Annotated in this window: 15 protein-coding genes and 1 tRNA gene; 6 read left to right on the top strand and 10 right to left on the bottom strand. The window is 71.8% G+C overall.

The features are described 5' to 3' along the window. Positions 1-82: 82 nt before the first annotated feature. From G3I42_RS00460 to G3I42_RS00430, 7 genes are all read right to left on the bottom strand, one after another. The gene (locus G3I42_RS00460; protein ID WP_164281866.1) at positions 83-1,759 is read right to left on the bottom strand and encodes an AMP-binding protein; all 1,677 of its coding nucleotides are present in this window, start codon (positions 1,757-1,759) and stop codon (positions 83-85) included. Between the two features lie 73 nt (positions 1,760-1,832). Continuing rightward, positions 1,833-3,077, bottom strand: a complete 1,245-nt coding sequence (fabF, locus tag G3I42_RS00455) for a beta-ketoacyl-ACP synthase II (protein WP_343244409.1) — start codon at positions 3,075-3,077, stop codon at positions 1,833-1,835. Between the two features lie 70 nt (positions 3,078-3,147). Continuing rightward, complete coding sequence (locus tag G3I42_RS00450) at positions 3,148-5,265, bottom strand: FAD-dependent oxidoreductase (RefSeq protein ID WP_164281865.1); 2,118 nt, start codon at positions 5,263-5,265, stop codon at positions 3,148-3,150. Between the two features lie 158 nt (positions 5,266-5,423). Continuing rightward, positions 5,424-6,260 (bottom strand): SDR family oxidoreductase, encoded by an 837-nt coding sequence (locus G3I42_RS00445; RefSeq protein WP_164281864.1) that lies wholly within the window; start codon positions 6,258-6,260, stop codon positions 5,424-5,426. A 54-nt stretch (positions 6,261-6,314) separates the two neighbouring features. After that, complete coding sequence (locus G3I42_RS00440; RefSeq protein ID WP_164281863.1) at positions 6,315-7,481, bottom strand: acyl-CoA dehydrogenase family protein; 1,167 nt, start codon at positions 7,479-7,481, stop codon at positions 6,315-6,317. A gap of 132 nt (positions 7,482-7,613) precedes the next feature. Continuing rightward, the gene (gene aroA / locus G3I42_RS00435) at positions 7,614-10,604 is read right to left on the bottom strand and encodes a 3-phosphoshikimate 1-carboxyvinyltransferase (RefSeq protein WP_164281862.1); all 2,991 of its coding nucleotides are present in this window, start codon (positions 10,602-10,604) and stop codon (positions 7,614-7,616) included. Between the two features lie 590 nt (positions 10,605-11,194). Then, on the bottom strand, positions 11,195-12,130 hold the full coding sequence (locus G3I42_RS00430; protein ID WP_164281861.1) for a hypothetical protein: 936 nt from the start codon (positions 12,128-12,130) through the stop codon (positions 11,195-11,197). 207 nt (positions 12,131-12,337) lie between these two features. Here G3I42_RS00430 and G3I42_RS00425 point away from each other — a divergent pair, with 207 nt between their 5' ends. Continuing rightward, entirely contained in the window at positions 12,338-12,985 is a 648-nt protein-coding gene (locus tag G3I42_RS00425) for a hypothetical protein (protein ID WP_164281860.1), read from the top strand. Continuing rightward, complete coding sequence (locus tag G3I42_RS00420; RefSeq protein ID WP_164281859.1) at positions 12,982-13,740, top strand: hypothetical protein; 759 nt, start codon at positions 12,982-12,984, stop codon at positions 13,738-13,740. Before G3I42_RS00425 ends, G3I42_RS00420 begins: the two co-directional genes overlap by 4 nt. Positions 13,741-13,804: 64 nt before the next feature. Here the strand turns inward: G3I42_RS00420 and G3I42_RS00415 are convergent. After that, a tRNA-Leu gene (locus G3I42_RS00415) sits at positions 13,805-13,889 on the bottom strand. A gap of 210 nt (positions 13,890-14,099) precedes the next feature. Here G3I42_RS00415 and G3I42_RS00410 point away from each other — a divergent pair. The 3 genes from G3I42_RS00410 to G3I42_RS00400 all read left to right on the top strand — a co-directional run bounded on the left by G3I42_RS00410 (position 14,100) and on the right by G3I42_RS00400 (position 16,894). Further along, positions 14,100-15,425 carry a M20/M25/M40 family metallo-hydrolase gene (locus G3I42_RS00410; RefSeq protein WP_164281858.1) on the top strand — a complete coding sequence of 442 codons (1,326 nt, stop codon included), beginning with the start codon at positions 14,100-14,102 and terminating at the stop codon, positions 15,423-15,425. Between the two features lie 309 nt (positions 15,426-15,734). Beyond that, positions 15,735-15,968, top strand: a complete 234-nt coding sequence (chpH, locus tag G3I42_RS00405) for a chaplin ChpH (protein WP_164281857.1) — start codon at positions 15,735-15,737, stop codon at positions 15,966-15,968. A 140-nt stretch (positions 15,969-16,108) separates the two neighbouring features. Further along, a complete protein-coding gene (locus G3I42_RS00400) occupies positions 16,109-16,894 on the top strand; it encodes a chaplin (RefSeq protein ID WP_164281856.1) in 786 nt (261 codons plus the stop codon). 153 nt (positions 16,895-17,047) lie between these two features. Here G3I42_RS00400 and G3I42_RS00395 read toward each other — a convergent pair whose 3' ends face one another. Further along, complete coding sequence (locus G3I42_RS00395) at positions 17,048-17,236, bottom strand: DUF5703 family protein (protein ID WP_009063724.1); 189 nt, start codon at positions 17,234-17,236, stop codon at positions 17,048-17,050. A gap of 47 nt (positions 17,237-17,283) precedes the next feature. Between G3I42_RS00395 and G3I42_RS00390 the strand changes: the two genes are divergently transcribed. Beyond that, entirely contained in the window at positions 17,284-17,973 is a 690-nt protein-coding gene (locus G3I42_RS00390) for a hypothetical protein (protein WP_164281855.1), read from the top strand. A gap of 78 nt (positions 17,974-18,051) precedes the next feature. Here G3I42_RS00390 and G3I42_RS00385 read toward each other — a convergent pair. After that, positions 18,052-19,146, bottom strand: a 1,095-nt coding sequence (locus G3I42_RS00385; protein ID WP_239096174.1) for an AAA family ATPase, incomplete at its 5' end; no start/stop codon positions are given.

The raw sequence follows: 19,146 nt of genomic DNA, 5'->3' as shown, positions 1-19,146 counted from the left end.
CTCCCGGCCGAAAGCTGGGGGAGTTTGAGGAGCGGGGTCCGGGGCGGAGCCCCGTGAGGCCCGCCCCGGCAGAAAGCGAGCACTACCCCGCCCGCTTCACCCGCTCCAGCAACCCCGCCGCGAGATCCGCGGCAACGGTCTCCCGCAACTGGTAGTGGATCTTCTTCCCGGTCGACGTCACCGGCAGCGCGTCGACGAACCGATAAGCCCTCGGCCTCTTGTAGGCCGCCAGCATCGCGTGCGCGCGACAGTGCTTCTCCAGGTCCGCCACCGTCACCGCCGGGTCCTTGCGCACGACGTAGGCGGTCACGAGCTGCCCCCACTCCGGGTCCGGCGCCCCGACCACCGCCGCGTCCGCGACGCCCGGGTGCTCGTTGAGCACCTCCTCGACCTGTACCGGGTGCACGTTCTCGCCGCCCGAGAGGATCATGTCGTCGCGGCGTCCCACGATCGTCACGTACTCCTCCTCGTCCCACGTCGCGAGGTCGCCGATGTACAGCCAGCCCTGCCGGAAGTTCTCGGCCTGCTCCTCGGGGCGCCCGACGTAGCCGTAGCCGGACTTCGGCGAGCGCACGATGACCTCGCCGATCTCGCTGCCGTCCTTCGCCACGAGGTCGTCGGGCTCGGCGCGCCGGTCCTCGTAGACCTTCACGACGGCGACGTCGTCGTCCGTGCAGGCGCGGCCCGCGCTGCCCGCGTGGGCGGGCAGGTCGGCGGGGCGCAGGAAGGTGTTCCAGAAGGCCTCGGTCGTCCCGTACCCGTTGAAGATCCGCGGCGTCAGGACCTCCTGGTACCGCAGGCACGCGGCGCGGTCCAGCGGCGCGCCCATCGTCACGATGCCGCGCAGCGTGGACAGGTCGCGCGGGCGGCGCTCCTGCGCCTCCGCGAGCCGCTCCAGGTTCGTCGGCGCGCCGATGAGGAAGGTGATGCCCTGCTTCTCGACGAGGTCGAGCACGGTGTCCGCGTCGAAGTGCCGCAGCGGCACGACCTCGCCGCCCACGTAGAAGACCGGGTTGGGGCCGCCCGAGTAGAGACCGCCGCGGTGGAACCACGGGGACATGTTGAGGGTGCGGTCCTCGGGCGAGAGCGGGAAGTGCATGATCACGTCGTGCGCGGAGAGCACCTCGACCGCGTTGTTGAGCGGCACGCCCTTGGGCAGGCCCGTCGTGCCCGAGGTGTACAGGCGCGTCGTCTCCGCGTAGATGCCCGCCTCGGGCGCGGCCGGCAGGACCTGTCCCGCGCCCCGCTCGGCGAGCTGCACGAAGGGCACCGAGCCGGGCAGCGGATGGTCCCCGTCCTGCCCGGAGGGGACGTGCACGACGAGCTTCGGCGCGTGCCCGGCCCGCTCCAGGGCCTGCCCGGCCGACTCGGCGACGGAGGTGTCGTAGACGAAGACGGCCGGGCGCCCGGTGTCCAGGATGTGCGCCGTCTCGCCCGGGGCGAGCCGGAAGTTCACCGGCGAGCCCACCGCCCCCAGGCGCTGCGTGGCGAGCCAGAGCAGGGCGAACTCGGGCCCGTTGAAGAGCTGGTAGGCCACGAGGTCCCCGGGGCCGACCCCGTGGGCGGCGAGACCGGCGGCGAGCCGCTCGACCTCCTCGCCCAGTTCCGCGTACGTCCAGGTGCGCCCCGTGGCGGGGTCGGACATCGCGGTGGAACGGGCGTAGCGGTGCGTGTTGCGCGCGAAACCGGCCCAGTAGGTGAAGCGCTGCTCGAAGACGTCCCGGAAACCGGCCGGGTCGTAGGCGGGGGTGGTGTTCATATCTGTGTCTCGCGTATCTCGCGTATCGCGGAAAGGGCCGTGTGCGGGCTGAGGAGCGCGGGCACGGCGGTGCTCAGACTGCTCTCAGCACGGCGACGCAGTTCTGGCCGCCGAAGCCGAAGGCGTTGACGGCCGCGGCGCGGACGTCTGCCTTGCGGGCGGTGTGCGGGACGTAGTCCAGGTCGCACTCCTCGCCCGGCTGGTCGAGGTTGATGGTGGGCGGCACGACACCGTCCCTGAGGGCGAGCGCGGCGACCATCGCCGAGAGCGCCCCGGCCGCGCCGATGAGGTGGCCCACCATCGACTTCGGGGAGCTGACGAGGAGGTCGTAGGCGCTGTTGCCGTACACCTCGCGGATCGCCTTGGACTCGGTGAGGTCGTTGATGCGGGTGCTCGTGCCGTGCGCGCAGATGTAGTCCACGTCGCTCGGCGCCGTCCCCGTGCGCTCCAGCGCCTGCCGCATCGCGGAGACGGCTCCGGCCCCGCTCGGGTCCGGCGCGCTCACGTGGAAGGCGTCCGAGGTGAGCGCCCCGCCCGCGACCTCCGCGTACGGGCGCGCCCCGCGCGCCGCGGCGTGCTCGGCCGACTCCAGGACGCACACGACGGCGCCCTCGCCGAAGACGAAACCGTCCCGGTCCGCGTCGAAGGGCCGCGAGGCCCGCTCGGGCTCGTCGTTGCGCTTCGAGAGCGCGCCCATGTTCGACAGGCCCTGGAACATGACCCGCGTGATCGCCGAGTCCGTCCCGCCCGCGAGCACCACGTCGGCCTCACCGGAGAGAATCAGCCGCCGCGCCTCCAGGAGCGCGTAGACGCCGCTCGCGCAGGCGAGCGCGCTCGCCGTGACAGGCCCGCGCACGCCGAGGTCGATCGCGACCTCGCAGGCCGGCATGTTCGGGATCACGGACGAGACGAAGTACGGGGAGATCGTGCGCGGGTCGGCGTGCATCTGGTCCACCGCGCGCTCGATGCCGTCCATCCCGGCGACCGCGTTGTTCAGTACGACGCCGACGCGGCCCGCGTCGACCCCGTCACCGCCCACCGTCAGCGAGGCGTCGGCGACGGCCTCGCGCGCGGCGGCGATCGCGAGCTGCGAGAACCGCGCCGAGCGGCGCTCGCGCTTGCGGTCGAGCAGCGCGGCGGGGTCGAAGCCCTTCACCTCGCCCGCGATCGTCGTCGGCAGCCCGGCCGGGTCGAAGGCGGTGATGGGCGCGATGCCCGACTTCCCCGCGAGGAGCGCCTGCCACGTGCTCTCCCGGTCGTTGCCGACCGGGGTGAGGGCTCCGAAGCCCGTCACCACGACTTGTCGATTGCTCTGCACGTACTCCTCCTAGAAAAAACCAGCGAAAAACCTGCGCCCCGGCCCCGCCACGCGCGACCGGTGACTCCCCCTACCGCCCGTCAAGAGGCCGGTGTTCGTCGAGCGGGCGGTGCCCGTCGAGCGGGCGGTACCCGTCGAGCAGCCGGTGCGCGGCGCGCAGCCCCTCGGCCGTCGCGCGCACCGCGTTGAGCGCCCCCGTGCCCGCGGCACCGCCGGCCATCTCGAAGGGCACCCCCGCGCGCCGCAGCGTCGCCGCCACGTCCCGCTCGGGCTCCTGCCCCGTGGCGAGCACGACATGGTCGGCGGCGATCAGCTCCGTACCGCCCCCGGAGTCCCGCACCACCACGCCGTCCCGGGTGATCTCCTCGACGCCCCGCTCCGTCAGGAGCCGCACCCCGGCCGCGCGCAGCTCGTCGAGCACGACCCACCGCGTCGAGGGACCGATGCCCGCGCCCATCCGTCGCCCGCGCCGCACGACGGTGACCTGCCGGGGGAGCGCCGCGGGGGTGCGGGGCGCCAGCGCCGCGTCCCGTGCCGGAGCCGTCAGCGCGTGCCGGGCGAGGAACGCCTCGGGGGTCCGCTTGAGCTGCGGGTCCGCCGTGAGCAGGTGCGCGAGGTCCACGCCGACCCCGCCGCCGCCAATGATCGCGATCCGCGGCCCAAGAGCCTCGGGGTCGGCGAACGCCTGCTGGTAGTCGAGGACGTGCGGCAGCGCGAGCCCCGGCAGGTCCGGGCGGTGCGCGAGGACCCCGGTCGCGAGCACGACTCCGTCGAGCCCGCGCAGATACGTGAGGTCGCGGTGCCCCACGCGGTGCCCGAGCCGCAGCGGCACCCCCAGTTCGGCCAGTTCGCGCACGTGGTGACGGACCGTCTCGCCGAAGTCCTCCTTGCCCGGCACGCGCGCCGCCCAGCGGAACTGCCCGCCGGGCTCGCTCTCCGCCTCCAGGACCTCGACGTCCTGCCCGAGCCGCGCGAGCGTCCGCGCCGCCTCCAGGCCCGCCGGACCCGCGCCGACCACCGCGTACCGGCCGCGCCGCTCGCGTACCGTCAGCGGGAACTCGGCCTCGTACCCGGAGCGCGGATTGACCAGGCACGACACGCGCTCGGTGCCGAAGGACCGGTCGATGCACGCCTCGTTGCACGCGAGGCACACGTCCACGGTGTCCGGGCGCCCCGCGCGCGACTTCGCGACGATTTCCGGGTCGGCGAGGAAGGGCCGCGCGAGCGCGACGAAGTCCACGTCCCCGGCGGCGAGCACCTCGTCCACCTGCGCGAGCCGCGAGTAGCGGTTCGAGGCGATGACGGGCAGCGTGCCGTGCCCGCCCGCGCGCAGCGCCCGCTTCACGTCCTTCGCGTACGCCGCCCACGTCCCCGCGGGGACCTGCGCCTGCACCGTCGGCACGGGCGACTCGTGCCACCCGATCCCGACCGCGAGCGCGTCCACGCCCGCCCCCGCGAGCGCCACGGCGAGCGCGCCGACGTCCTCGCGCGGCGTACCGCCCTCCACCAGATCGGCGCCCGACATGCGGAACAGCACGGGGAAGCCCGCGCCGACCGCCTCGCGCACCGCCGTCGCGACCGCGACGGGGAAGCGGCGCCTGCGCTCCGCGTCCCCGCCCCACGCGTCGTCGCGCGTGTTCGTGAGCGGCGCCGTGAACTGGTTGATCAGATATCCCTCGGAACCCATCACCTCGACCGCGTCGAAGCCGAGTTCCACGGCCCGCCGCGCGGCCCGCGCGAAGTCCTCGACGGTCGCCCGCACTTGGGCGTCGCTCAGCTCGCGCGGCGTCGTCCGCGTGAAGCGGCTCGCGACGGGCGAGGGCGCCCAGCCGGGCCCGCCGTCCGTGCCGGGCGCGCCGGGCAGCGCGTACCGCCCGGCATGGAAGAGCTGGAGCGCGAGGAGTCCGCCCGCCGCGTGCACCGCCTCGGCGGTACGGCGCAGCGCCTCCTCGTGCGCGGGCTCCCCGGCGATCCCGTACCCGGGACCGCCCGCGCCCTCGGGGCTCACCGCGGTGCCGCCCGTGACGAGCAGTCCCGCGCCGCCGCGCGCGCGTTCCGCGTAGAACGCGGCGAGCGCGGCGCCCTCGTCGCCGAGCGCCTCCAGGTTCAGGTGCATCGCGCCCATGACGACCCGGTGCGGCAGGCGCAGACGGCCGAGCGTGCCGGGGCGGAAGACGTGGTCGAACAAGATCCCTCTCCTCGCTTCCGGCCCCGGGGCACAGCTCCCCGGGGTCTGGGTGATGAATGCCCGGCGGGCGGGGCGGCCGATCCCGAAAGGCCCGTATTGTCTGCACGGACCGGGCCGCCGCGCGGGACGGGGGCACCCCGCCCGCCGGGCGCGAAAGGTCAGCTCTCGCGCGTCGGCCGCGGCGGAAGCTGCAACTCGGGCCCGGCGTCCGCGAAGAACGGGGGCGCGACGACGCTCAGGCCGCCGTCCACGACGAGCGTCTGCCCGGTCATGTAGCCCGAGCCCTCGCCGAGCAGGAAGTGGATGGTGTCCGCCATCTCCTGCACGGTCCCCGGCCGGTGGGCCGGGATGCGGTCGAGGACGCCCTGCATGTCCGGCATGCCCTTGACGTTGTAGAAGTACTCCAGCGAGTCCGAGTCGATGAGCCCGCCGTTCACGGCGTTCACGTTGATCCCGTACGGCGCGAACTCGACCGCCATGTACCGCACCCACGCCTCGATCGCGGCCTTCATCGCGCCGAGCGTCGCGTACGTCGGGTAGGCGCGGATCGACCCGTACGACGAGAGCGCCACGATGCGGCCGCCGTTGTCCATGAGCTTCACCGCCTCCTGCGCCCCGAGCACGAAGGGCCGCAGGTTCATCGCGTAGGAGCGGTCGAGGTGGTGCGGACCGAGGTCCACGATGTTCTTGAACGCGCTCGCCGCGGCGTTCGACACGAAGTGGTCGAGCCGCCCGCAGCGCCGCGCGACCTCGTCGAAGAGCGTCTTGACGCCCTCGGTCGTCTCGACGTCCGCCTGGACCGCGAAGCCCTGACCGCCCGCCTCCTCGACGTCGGCGACGGTCTTCTCGGCGAGGTCCTGGTTCTTCTTGTAGTTGACGACGACGGTGCCGCCCTCGCGCGCGAGCGTCAGCGCGAGCGCGCGCCCGATCCCGCGCGAGGCGCCGGTGATCAGCGAGACGCGGCCCTGTGCGGTGCGGTCCTGCTCAGTGCTCATGGGAGCTGTGTTCCTTCGTGGTTCGGACGGGTACGGGCAAGGGCCGGGCGCGGCTCAGCGCCCGGCCTCGGGGGCGGTCGCCGGCGTGCGGCGCAGCACCTCGCGGAAGACGACGGCCTTCTGCACCTCGTTGGTGCCCTCCTCGAAACGCTGCGCGCGGGCGTCCCGGTACACGCGCTCGATCTTCTGGCTCTTCCAGTAACCGAGCCCGCCGTGGATCTGGAGGGCCTTGTCGGTGACGTTCGTCAGCATCGTCACGGCGTGCATCTTCGCCATCGACGACTGCATGGACGCGTCCTCGGCGCCCTGCTCGAAGCGGCGCGCGGCGTGCAGCACGAGCTGCTTGGCGGCCTCGATGTCGGCGGCGTTCTCGGCGAGCATGAACTGGATCGCCTGGCGCTGCGTCAGCGCCTTGCCGAACGTGACCCGGCCCCGGGCGTACTCGACCGCGAGCTGCTGGGCCCGCTCGGCGAGGCCGACGCAGCTCATCGCGACCGAGATCCGCGAGGGCGTCAGGAAGCCGCCGAGGAAGACGTCGAGCCCCTCGCCCTCCGCGCCGAGCCGGTGGTCGACGGGGACGGGGGTGCGGTCGAAGGCGAGCGAGGCGTGGTCCGTACCCGTGACGCCCATCGTGTTCGAGGTGTCCTCGACGCGCACACCCGGCGCGTCGCGGGGCACGAGCAGCGCGACGGTGCCCTCGTGGCCCGTGCTGCCCTCGATCCGCGCCGCGAGCAGGTAGTAGTCGCAGCGCACGCCGAAGGTGATGAGGTGCTTCTCGCCCGAGAGGTAGTACGTGTCGCCCTCGCGCACCACGGACGTCGTGATGTCCGCGCCCGTGCCGTTGCCCGGCTCGGTGAGCGTGAAGGCGATCTTGATCTCGCCGGTGATCGAGGGGAGGACGAAGCGCTTGCGCTGCTCCTCGGTGGCGTGCCCGTCCATCGCCCGCCAGATGCCGTTGACGACGTGCACGATCATGCGGACCGAGCCGTGCGAGCGGGAGAAGACCTCCATCAGCTCCATCCAGCGCGAGAACGGCAGCCCGTGCCCCCCGTACGCGACGGGCGCCGCCATCCGCAGGAAGCCCAGCTCGTTCAGCTCGGCCCACAGCGCCTCGGGGACCTCCCCGGTCTCCTCGATGCGCTCCGCCCAGCGCTCGCCGGGTCCCTCCACCCACTCCTCGACCTGGGCGCGGAGCCGCTCGAAGGACTGCTCGTCACTCATGTGCTGCCTCTTCATTCATCTCGTACGGTCCAGCTCTGCGTCGCCGGGGACACCGCGCGGCCTCCCCGCCGTACCGGGCCCTCACGCCCGGAGGGGCCGGAGGGCGGCGCACCGCCCTCCGGCCCCGGGGACTCAGCCCTCCTGCGGCCTCAGTTCCCTCGCTCTCTCGCGCAGTGCGAACTTCTGCACCTTGCCGATCGGGTTGCGCGGCAGCACGTCGAGCGGTTCGAGCCGTTCGGGCCAGTACTGCTTGGCCACCTGGTGCTCGTCCAGGTACGCGCGCATCTCGCCGAAGCCGAGCCGCTCGCCCTCCTTGCACACCACGAAGGCGCAGGCGCGCTCACCGAGCCGCGCGTCGGGCATCGCGACGACGGCGACGTCCTCGACGGCCGGGTGCGCGAAGAGCAACTGCTCGATCTCGGCGACGGGAATCTTCTCGCCGCCCCGGTTAATGACGTCCTTGACGCGCCCGGTGATCCGCAGGTACCCGGAGGCGTCGAGCGTCGCGAGGTCGCCCGTGCGGTACCAGCCGTCCTCCGTGAACACCTCGGCGGTCAGGTCGGGCCGGTCCAGGTAGCCGTCGAACACGGTGGGGGAGCGCAGCTCGAAGTTGCCCTCGACCCCGGCGGGGAGCACGTGCCCCTGGTCGTCCGTGATCCGCAGCTCGATCCCGTCCAGCGGCCGCCCGTCCGAGCCCCAGCGCTGGGCCGGCTCGTCCCCGGGCGCCGACAGCGCCCCGAGGCACGTCTCGGTCGTCCCGAAGGCCCCGCACACGTCCGCGCCGAGCACCCGCCCGGCCCGCTCGGCGAGCCCCCGCGGCACCTGCGCCCCGGTCGCGACGAAGATCCGCAGCTTGCGCGGCATGTCCCCGCCGTCCTCGACCGCCTTCACGAGGTCGGTCAGGAACGGCGTCGCGGCCTGCACGAAGCTCGCCCCGTGCGTGTTGAGCGAGGCGAGCGCGCGCTTCGCGTCCCACTCGGCCTGCGTGATCTGCGGGACCCCGAGGACGAGCGCCAGCGTCATCCCGTACAGGAACCCCGTCTGGTGCGCGAGCGGCGAGGGCACCCAGATCGCGTCCCCCGCGTGCAGCCCGAGGTGCCTGATCTCCATCGAGACCGCGCGCACGAGGTTCTGCGAGGGCTGCGTGACGCCCTTCGGCTCCCCGGTGGTGCCCGAGGTGAACAGGAGCTGCGCGGTCGCCTCGGGCGAGGGGACGTACGCGTCGAGCGCGGCCCGGTCCACCTCGGTGCCCGCGAGCGCCTTCTCCCAGTCCCGCACCGTGACACCCGAGCCGTCCGCCGCGGGCAGCGCCGCGCTCCCGCCGTCCTCCGCGAGCACGACGAGCTGCGACAGCTCCCCGCGCTCCTCGGCGGAGAGCCCCAGCACCTCCTCGGCCGGCTTCCGGCCGCGGTACCGGTCGGCGACGACGAGCACCTTCGCCCGGGAGCGGCGCAGCACGAAGCCGAGTTCCCGCTCCCTGAAGAACGGGATGACCGGGCAGCACACCGCGCCGATCCGCAGCGCGGCGAGCGAGAGCACGACGAACTCGACGCGGTTCGGCAACTGGTACGCCACGTTGTCCCCGGGCCGCACCCCGAGCCCGAGCAGCAGCGACGCCGCCCGCTCGACCCGCTCGTGCAGCTCGTGCCAGGTCACGGTCTCGTCGCTGTCGGCCCGTACGTCGACCACCGCGACATCGTGCGGACGGCTCGCCGCGCGCCGCCGCAGCCACTCGGGGAGCGTCACGCGCGCCGCGAGATCCGGCTTCGTGACCTCCTTCTCCAGCCGCCGCTGCCGGGGCCGCCCCGAGGGAGCGGGCCCGTCCTCGACGCTCATCGGCACGCCGAGCGTGTTCATCGCGTCGAGGAAGGTGGGGTACGAGATCCGGTACGCGTTCGGGTACGTCAGCGTCGAGTGGCCGCGCGCCCGCGAGGACGCGACGGCGAGCGACATCAGCACCCGGTGGTCGTTGAACGAGGAGAGCTTCGCGCCCACCAGCCCCTCGACGCCGCGCACCCGCAGCGCGTCCCCGTCCAGCTCCAGGTCACCGCCCATCGCGTTGAGCTGGAGCATCGCGGCGGCGCGGTCGGACTCCTTGAGCCGCGTGTGCGCGATGTTGTGGAAGACGGACTCGCCGTAGGCGAAGGAGCCGAGCGTGGAGAGGATCGGCAGCATGTCGGGCACGTCCCGGCAGTCCACCTCGACCCCCTTGAGCATCGGTGCCTCCTGCCGGATGCGCACCCCGCCGGCCGCCTCGTCCAGCTCCATCGGTACCCCCATCGCCCGGGCGATGTCGAGGAAATGGAACTCGGGGTGGTCGGCGGGACCGCCCTCCAGGCGGCTCATGCCCTTGAGCAGGACGTCCGAGGGGTGCAGCGCGGCGGCGGCGATCCCGAAGGCGGCGGAGCCGATGTCCGGCGGCAGCGTCAGCTCCGTCGCGACGGCCGACTGCCCCGGCTCGACGTCGAAGCGCCGCCAGTCCTCGGAGACCGTGACCTGGAGGCCGAACTGACGCATCATCGCGACGGTCAGCTCCAGGTACGAGCGCTCGTTCAGCTCGCCCTCGACCTCGATCGTCGTGTGCCCGGTCGCGAACGGCGCGAGCAGGATGAGCCCGGAGATCCACTGCGAGAGCGTCCCCGCGATGCGGACGTGTCCGCCGCTCGGCCGGCGCGCGGAGACCTGCACGGGCGGGCAGTCGTCGGCCGACTCGACCCCGACGCCCATCTGCCGCAGCGCGGCGAGCAGCGGGCCCACGGGTCGGCGGCGGAAGTACTTCTGCCCGGTCACCGCGACATCGCGGTCCGAGAGCGAGGCCAGGCCGATCATGAAGTAGAGGGTGGTGCCGGAGGAACCGGCGGAAACAGCGGCGCGGCGCGGGCGGTAGCGCCCGCCGAGACCGTGCACCACAAAGGTGTCGCCCTCGGTGGTGATCTTGACCCCCAGGCCGCGCAGCAACTGCACGGTGTACTGGACGTGCCGGGCGTCGGAGAGCCCGTGCACGCGGCTGACGCCCTCGGCCAGCGAGGCGAGGATCAGCGCGCGGTGCGCGTGGTACTTGGAGTTGGGGACGAGGACTTCACCGGTGAGCTGGTGCTGAATCCCTTTGACAAGAAGGTGCATGGGGTCGTGCTTCTCCCTGGCCATGGGCGGCACACCGAACCGCGCACGCGCACGCGCCGCCCCCTCGGCCGCACACGCGACCGGTGGCCGGGCAGCACGAAGAGGGCCGCGGGGCATCCGTGGCTCGGTGATGGAGCCGTCTCGGGGACGGCAGTGGTTACGTTATGGAAGTGAGGCCCTACAGGCGTGCGACGTCGCCGAAGACAGCGGCGCATGGCCCGTTCGGGGGACGGGTGCCGTCTTGGTCGACGACGACTCTTGGACACGCGCGGACGGCGACATCCGGCAACGCCTGGAGAAACAGATCGGACGGCTGTCATGGCACGGGGCCTGGGTGGGGCCCGTAGGTCGTGGCAGGAGCCGAGGTGCGCTCGCGCGGCCGGGCAGGGGCCGCGCACACATAAGCGTCCGGATGACCGGCCCACGCGAAACAACGCGGTGCTCAGTCACATAATCTTTATATCAATGCGCGATGCATCTAGACAGCCCAGGTCCCACGATATGGCCACAACCACGCTGACCTGCGGTTTTTGCTGGGTGATCGCGCTGGAGCCACCGCGCATATGAAGCCTGCGGCGCTCGTGTGGGCCTCACGTACCCTCGTCCGTGTACTGCCAGCGCAGGCCGACCACGGTTTCCTCGATGTAGGGCAGGAAGCAGTCGATACGGGGCCCAGCCACCGCGAGAGCCTCCTGTCGTACGGGGTTCTCGGTCAGCGGGTCGTCCCACACGCACAGCCAAGCGGTTACCGGTCGGCGAGGGCCGGTGAACGCTACGGCCAGAGAAACGTTTTCCGCTCGGCCATGCGCGGGTCGTCGCACCTCTGCGGTAGGTGCACTGATCCGGTCGAAGACGGTTCGGTACTCCAGCGCTGCGGTTTGGTATCTGCTCAAGGGGTGGGACAGCTGGATCTCCGTCCCGAAGAGCCCGCCCCCGTAGGCGTGCCGGGTGCCCAGAGTTCCGCCAGTGAACACCTCGATGCGATGAGCGCTCGGTTCGTGGTTGAAGACGTAGCACTCGACGGGGTCCTGTACTGCGCGAATGGTCTGGTACGTGTGTCGTTCCGTGACGCGCCCCTCGTCGTCGACTCGGTACCGCTCGACGAGTGAGACGGTCCTATGGGTCTGGACACGCGCCAGTTCGATCTTCCGGCGGAGAGTGTTCGAGATGCCGTCCGGTACCGACGGGGCGGGGCTCAGCGTAAATCGTAGCCTGGCTGCATCCTCCGACGTCATCTCGAAGGCCTCGATGAACTCCTCCAGGGTTTTGGCCGTGAGGACCGTGCCGGCGAGGGCGCGTGCCACGCGAGCCTTGATGGAGTGAGGTGTCTGGTCGTAGTCGAACGTGCCGGAGAGGATCAACTGCTCGCTCATCATGCGTGCCACCGCCATCGCGTTCACGGGCGGCCGGTCCCGTTGTGCGTAGCGGTACCACTTCCTCTGATACCGGGGAGTGTTCTCCAATAGTTCCCTGAGCATCGCTCCCGTCTTGCGGTGGCGATCAACGAGCGAGTGTTCGAAATTCACTGGTGCTCCGAAGGGTTCAGGTAGTCCGCTTGTAGCGATTCTCGTGCGGGACCGGCCGTATGAAACGCTGCCTCGCCTCGTGTTTCCCGGTTCGGTCGCAATGCGAAGGAGTTCTGCGACGTAATTGCGACTTACGTCTGCGAGGGTGAGGTCAGTAAGTGCGGCGCGTCAAGAGGCGCTGTCACGTCTGTTGTGAGGGGTGACGCAGTGCACGATCTGAACCCGGTGCCCAGTGGGGGCCAGGAGGAACAGACAGCGTCCGAGCGATTCGTGCTCCTTCCGCGAGGAGGGGGAGCCGTCGGTCAGGAATTCCAGAAGATGCTGGTGTGGGTACAGGAAAGTTACTCGGGTCTGGAAGGGCTGAGTCAGCCATTCCGTGAACAGGCGCTGATGCTGCTGGCCACGCAGTTCGAGATCTCGGGATTCCGGATCGCGGACGTTTCGGACGAGCGGCACACGAGCGAGAACAGTCGACAGGAAATGACCGTCCGAGAATTCATGGCGAAGAAGCGGCCAGATTCTCTGGTCGAGCGTATCGCGTGCCTGGGTTTCTACCTCACCTATCACCGTGAGCATCCGCATTTCACGGTGCGGGACATCACGCAACTCAACACCGAGGCGGCCGGACAGAAATTCGGCAATCCCGCGCGCGACATGGACAACGCCGATCGGCAGAACGGCTATGTCGTCGCCGCGTCCCACGGCGTCAAGCAGCTCACCCCGCGGGGAGAGGCGCTCGTGCGGGCTCTCCCGGACCGGGCGCAGGTGAAGCAAGCCCTTGCCGAGCACCGGTTCAAGCCCCGGCGCCATGCCTCCTCGGCCAGGCCGACAACGCCGAAGGGAACGGACGAGTGACGACCGTACGGGAAGTACTCGTGCGGACCCACCCGGAGAGCCTCGTCGACGAACTCATTGCCGCCTACGGGGAAGCGAAGACCACCTACTACGCGGGTGTGTATCGCTTGAGCTCCGTGGCCGGAGGCCGCTTCTGCGAGGCGGCCTACCGTCTCCTGGAGGAGATCGTTGACGGACGCCACACGGCTCTCGGGGACGGGCTCAACACCTCTAGGTTGCAAGATCGGCTGGCGCGATCACCGCACACTCATGATCGAGCTGTACGTCACTTCATCCCGAGAGCGCTGCGGGTCGCCTACGACGTGCGCAACAACCGAGGCGTCGCCCACTTGGCGGCGGAGATTGATTCCAACGTCCAGGACGCCACCCTGGTCGTCACCATCCTGGACTGGGTACTGGCCGAGTTCGTGCGTCTCAGTGGAAGTGCGGACCTGGCGGGAGCCAATGCCCTGGTGAAGGAACTAGTCACCTTCAAGGTGCCAGCCATCCAGGAGTTCGATGGGCAGCCCAAGGTGCTCAAAGCCGGTCTCCCCGTCAGGGATCACGTGCTCACGCTGCTCTATTGGTGCGGGGTCAGGGGCGTGGACTACCCGGAACTACTGGCTTGGGTTCCTCGGCCGATGAAGACCAACCTTCGGCGCACCCTCCGTGTTCTGGAGGGTGAGGCGCACGTGCACCAGACGGGGCACCGGGTTTTCATCACCTTTGCCGGGCAGAAGTACGTCGAGAGCAACAACCTCCTCGCCCCTCTCTGAACCAAGACCAGCCCCGACCTGGCGCAACGACTGAGGGCCCTGCTTCAGCAGGGCCCTCACTGTGTGTCCGAGGGGGGACTTGAACCCCCACGCCCGATAAAGGGCACTAGCACCTCAAGCTAGCGCGTCTGCCATTCCGCCACCCGGACAGGGTGTTCGCTCTCGGCCGTTCGGCCGGGGCGACGTGGAAAACAATAGCAAACATCCGGGGGCGTCCGATCACCCCTGGTCCCGGGCCCGTGTGAACGGCGTGTGTCCCGGGGGAGGGCGGTCTTGGGGGCGCGGTGGGGGGCGCGCGAGGATGGGGGGAGCGCGGCGCCGAGCAGGGCGCCGGCCGACCGACCGCCAAGGAGAGCAGCGTGAGCGAGCCGAGCACCGGAAGGGCGGCATCGGGCCAGGACGAGGTCGTCGACCTCACCCGGGACCTGATCCGTATCGACACCAGCAACTACGGGGACCACTCGGGCCCCGGCGAGCGCGCGGCGGCCGAGTACGTCGCCGAGAAGCTGGCCGAGGTCGGCCTCGAACCGCGGATCTTCGAGTCCCACCCGGGCCGCGCCTCCGTCGTGGCCCGCGTCGAGGGCGAGGACCGCTCGCGCCCCGGTCTCCTCATCCACGGCCACACCGACGTCGTCCCCGCCAACGCCGCGGACTGGACCCACGACCCCTTCTCCGGCGAGGTCGCCGACGGCTGCGTGTGGGGGCGCGGCGCCGTCGACATGAAGGACATGGACGCGATGACGCTCGCAGTCGTCCGCGACCGGCTACGCACCGGCCGCAAGCCCCCGCGCGACCTCGTCCTCGCCTTCCTCGCCGACGAGGAGGCCGGTGGCACGTGGGGCGCGCGGCACCTCGTGGACCACCACGCGGACCTCTTCGAGGGCGTCACCGAGGCGATCGGCGAGGTCGGCGGCTTCTCCTTCACCGTCAACGAGAAGCTGCGGCTCTACCTCGTCGAGACGGCCCAGAAGGGCATGCACTGGATGAAGCTCACCGTGGCCGGGACCGCCGGGCACGGCTCGATGATCCACCGCGACAACGCGATCACGGAGCTGTCCGAGGCGGTCGGCCGTCTCGGCCGGTACGAGTTCCCGATCCGCGTCACCAAGACGCTCCGCCACTTCCTCGACGAACTCGGCGACGCGCTCGGCACCGAGCTCGATCCCGAGAACATGGACGAGACCCTCGCCAAGCTCGGCGGCATGGCCAAGCTCATCGGCGCCTCGCTCAAGAACACCGCCAACCCGACCCAGCTGGGCGCCGGGTACAAGGTCAACGTCATCCCCGGCGAGGCCACCGCGCACGTGGACGGCCGCTTCCTGCCCGGCTACGAGGAGGAGTTCCTCGCCGACCTCGACCGCATCCTCGGCCCACGCGTGCGCCGCGAGGACGTGCACGCCGACAAGGCCCTGGAGACCGGCTTCGACGGTGCGCTCGTGGACGCCATGCAGACCGCGCTGGGCGCCGAGGACCCCATCGCCAAGGCCGTCCCGTACATGCTCTCGGCCGGTACCGACGCGAAGTCCTTCGACGACCTCGGCATCCGCTGCTTCGGCTTCGCGCCCCTGCGGCTGCCCGCCGATCTCGACTTCGCCGGGATGTTCCATGGCGTCGACGAGCGCGTCCCCGTCGACGCGCTCCAGTTCGGCGTCCGCGTCCTGGACCGCTTCATCGACGCCTCCTGAGGCGAGGACGTGTGGGGGCGCCCTCCACACGCGAGCGGCGCGCGCGCCGTGTCCGTACGCTCCCTGTCGCGTACGGACACGGCGCGCGTTCGTGCTGGTCGGCGGCGTTTTCCCCGGTTCGGCGCGGTGGCCGCGCGGGGCCGGCCCGGTGCGGCGGCCTGCTCACCGCGACCGGCCGGTAATCGAGTGTCTGTACCAGTCCCACTGGTACGGGTGAATGCACTCATCCGGTCGTAGCTCGAATACTCCCTCCTCGTTACAGGTGTTGCGGTCCGTGGCTGGGACCGCGCTGTCCACCTAGGAGGAAAAATGATCAAGAAGATCGTCGCCACGGTCGCCGCGACCGGTGGCCTCGTGCTCGCCGGTGCGGGCCTGGCCTCGGCCGACGCGGGCGCCCAGGGTGCGGCCGTCGGTTCCCCCGGCGTGCTCTCGGGCAACGTCGTGCAGGTTCCCGTGCACATCCCGGTGAACGTCTGCGGCAACACGATCTCCGTGATCGGTCTGCTCAACCCGGCCTTCGGCAACACCTGCGTCAACGCCTGATCAGGCAGGACGCCACCCCCGGCCGGGGGTGTCCTCGCGGCCCCGGAGCGCGCTCGCGCTCCGGGGCCGCGGCTCTCACCACACCGCGCACGCGCGAGGTGCCGTGCGCTTCGAAGCTGTGACTACGACAGGGAATTGCTATGCGACAGGTCACGCGCAAGGGCCTGATGACTGTGGCGGCCGCCTCCGGCGTACTCGCCGTCACCGGTGGCTACGCGGTCGCCGACTCCGGCGCCCAGGGCGCGGCCGTGGGTTCGCCCGGCGTCCTCTCGGGCAACCTCGTGCAGGCACCGGTCGACGTGCCGGTCAACGTGTGCGGCAACACGGTGGACGTCGTCGGCCTGCTCAACCCCGCCTTCGGCAACCACTGCCAGAACGGCTCGGGCCAGTCCCGTCCGGGCGGCTACGGCGACGAGGACGGCGGCGGCCACCAGAGCGGCGGTCACCACGCCGGCGGCCACCAGAGCGGCGGCGGTGCCCACGCGGGCGGTCACGCCACCCACTCGCCGGGCGTCGGCTCCGGCAACGAGGTGCAGGTCCCGGTGGACGTGCCGGTGAACGCGTGCGGCAACAACATCTCGGTCGTCGGCCTGCTCAACCCGGTCTTCGGCAACGACTGCGCCAACGAGTCGACGCCGCAGCACCCGGGCCACCCCGAGCACCCCGGCCACCCGGGCCACCCGGAGCACCCCGGCAACCCGGTCACGCCCGAGAAGCCGCAGCCCCCGAAGACCCCGGAGACGCCGAAGCCCCCGGTCGAGCGCACCACGCCCCCGACCTCGCAGGTCTCGGTCAAGACCCCGGCGCACACCCAGCAGCTCGCCGAGACCGGCAGTGAGGTCCCCGCGGGCGCGCTCGGTGCCGCCGCGGCCGGGATGCTCCTCGCGGGCGCCGTGGTCTACCGCAAGGCCCGCGCGAACGCCTGAGGCGCGGCCGTGCGCGAGCGCGCGCCGACGTCCCCGCGCACGGCATGCGGAAGGGCCCCGCTCAGGGGGAGCGGGGCCCGGCAACACGTGGAGAGCGGGTCGCCCGTCCGGGTGAGGAACGGGAGGCGTGGCCGCGGCCGCCGCTGCCCCCTCTCACCACGTGGCCCGCGGCTGGCGGATGATCCTGCGCCGCAGCCGCACCCGGCGGCTGCCGTCGGGATGCAGCCTGAGGCGGTCCAACTCCCAGTGTCCGTACTCCGCGTGGTCCGTGAGCAGGCGGGTCGTGTCCTTGCGGCTGACGCCCCTGGGCACGTACACGTCGACAAATTCGTATTCCGGCATCGTATCTATTGTGCGTCCACCGGCCCGGTACGGATAGCGTCTGCACTATGTCTGATGCTGAGCAGCCCCCGGTTGCCGAGGTACGTGCCGCCGCCGAGGCGGTGAAGGCCGCGCTCGACCGTCACCTGGCCGCGGTCGAGAACCGCTCGGGCGAGGACGACCCCGCCGTCTACCAGGCTTTCAACGAGCTGGCCACCGCCGCGGAGACCTACGACGAACTGCTCTACGAGCGCTACGACGAGGTCACCCCCTTCGAGATCCCGGGGGCCGAGGACTCCTTGCCGCCCTACACCGGGCCCGAGGACCCCAGCGCTCTGAGCGTGCTGATCCGCAGGGACTACACCGTCGCCCGCCCCGACCTCCTGCTCGGCCAGGCCGAACGCGTCGCCGACCTGCACCCCGAGTCGCCCGGCGCCGGGCTGCACGCGGCGCTCGGTGTCCTCTTCGGCGAGTACGAGCCGGACGAGATCGCCTCGCGGCACCGGGAATTCGGGCTGGAGGAGGGCGACTCCACGCTGTGGGTCGCCGCCACCGACGACCCGCCCGAGCCCGGTGAGTGGCTCGACGCGCCCTTCGAGGGCGCCGACCCGCAGTCGGTCATCTGCCGCTTCGACGTCAGCGCGGTCTTCGACGACGACCCCGAGGACGACGTACGGCCCGCCCACCGCCCGGGTCTGCGCGGCCACGGCGGGGAGGCGGAGGACGAGATCGACGAGGACGAGGGCGACGAGTTCTGAGGGGGCCGCTCCGGGGACGAGCGGAGGGCCCGTCTCCGCCCCCTCAAGCCCTCTCCGCCCAAGCCCTCTCCGCCCCCCTCAGCCTTCCGCCGGCCTGCTCAGCAGCGTCGTGAGGCGGGTGCGGCGCTCCGCGGCGGGGCGCGTGGCCACCGCCTGGGCGAGGGCTTCGCCGGTGCCCTGGACGACGGAGAGGTGACGTTCGGCACGTCCCGCCGCCGTGTAGAACCACGCGCGGTTCAGGACCGGGACGGCGTCGCCGGGGACCACGACCACGACGGCCGCCCAGCGGTGCCCGACCGCCTGGTGCGCGGTGAGCGCCCAGGCGTGGCGCACCATACGCCCCGTGTCGGCGGGCGCGACGCGGACGGGGGCGCCCTCGCACTCCAGGCGCAGCCCCTCCTGGTCCGCGCCGACCACCCGTCCGAGCGCCGTGCGCCCGGGCGTCGGTGACCACACGATCCGGTCGCCCGCGTCGAAGCCGCCGAAGCGGCCGGGTCCCGGGTTGAGCCGTTCCTTCAGCGCCGCGTTGAGCACCCGCGTACCGGCCGCGCCGCCGTGCCCGGGGACGAGGACCTGCGTCTCGTCGGGGGCGACGCCGAGAGCGCGCGGGACGGAGTCGGTGACGAGCTGCACCGTGCGGTGCACGGCCTCGCCCGGGTCGCGGACGGGGACCACCACGACCTCGTGCCCGCCCGTGCGCGGCACCTCGAACTCGCCGACGCCGAGCCCCGAGACGAACTCGCCGACGGGGCCCGGGTCGGGGGTGCGCGAGACGACGTGCGGCGCGAAGCGCGCGGCGAGCAGGTCCCCGAACACCCGTCCCGCGCCCGCCGAACCGAGCACACCGGGGTCCCCGCTCAGCACGAGCCGCGCCCCGTCCGGGACCGACTCCGCGAGCAGCGCGGCCTCCTCGACGCCGAGCTGGGGGGCGTCGAGCACGACGAGCAGATCGAGGGCGAAGCGCCCCTCCTCGTCGCGCGCGGGCCCCTGCGTACCCGAGAGCAGACCGGCGACGGTGAGCGCCGGCTCCTTCGCGCCGAGCAGCCCGGCGAGCGCGCGACGCCCCTCGGCCGTGTGCGTCGCGGCGTACGCGGTAAGGCCCAGGCCGCGCGCGGCGGAGACGAGCGCCGCCGCCTCGGTACGGGCCGCCTCGCCCCCGGTGTGCAGGACGAG

Source organism: Streptomyces sp. SID11385, assembly GCF_010548245.1.
GTDB lineage: Bacteria > Actinomycetota > Actinomycetes > Streptomycetales > Streptomycetaceae > Streptomyces.
The sequence above is the reverse complement of the archived record's forward strand: the minus strand, read 5'-3'. Positions and strand labels throughout refer to the sequence as shown.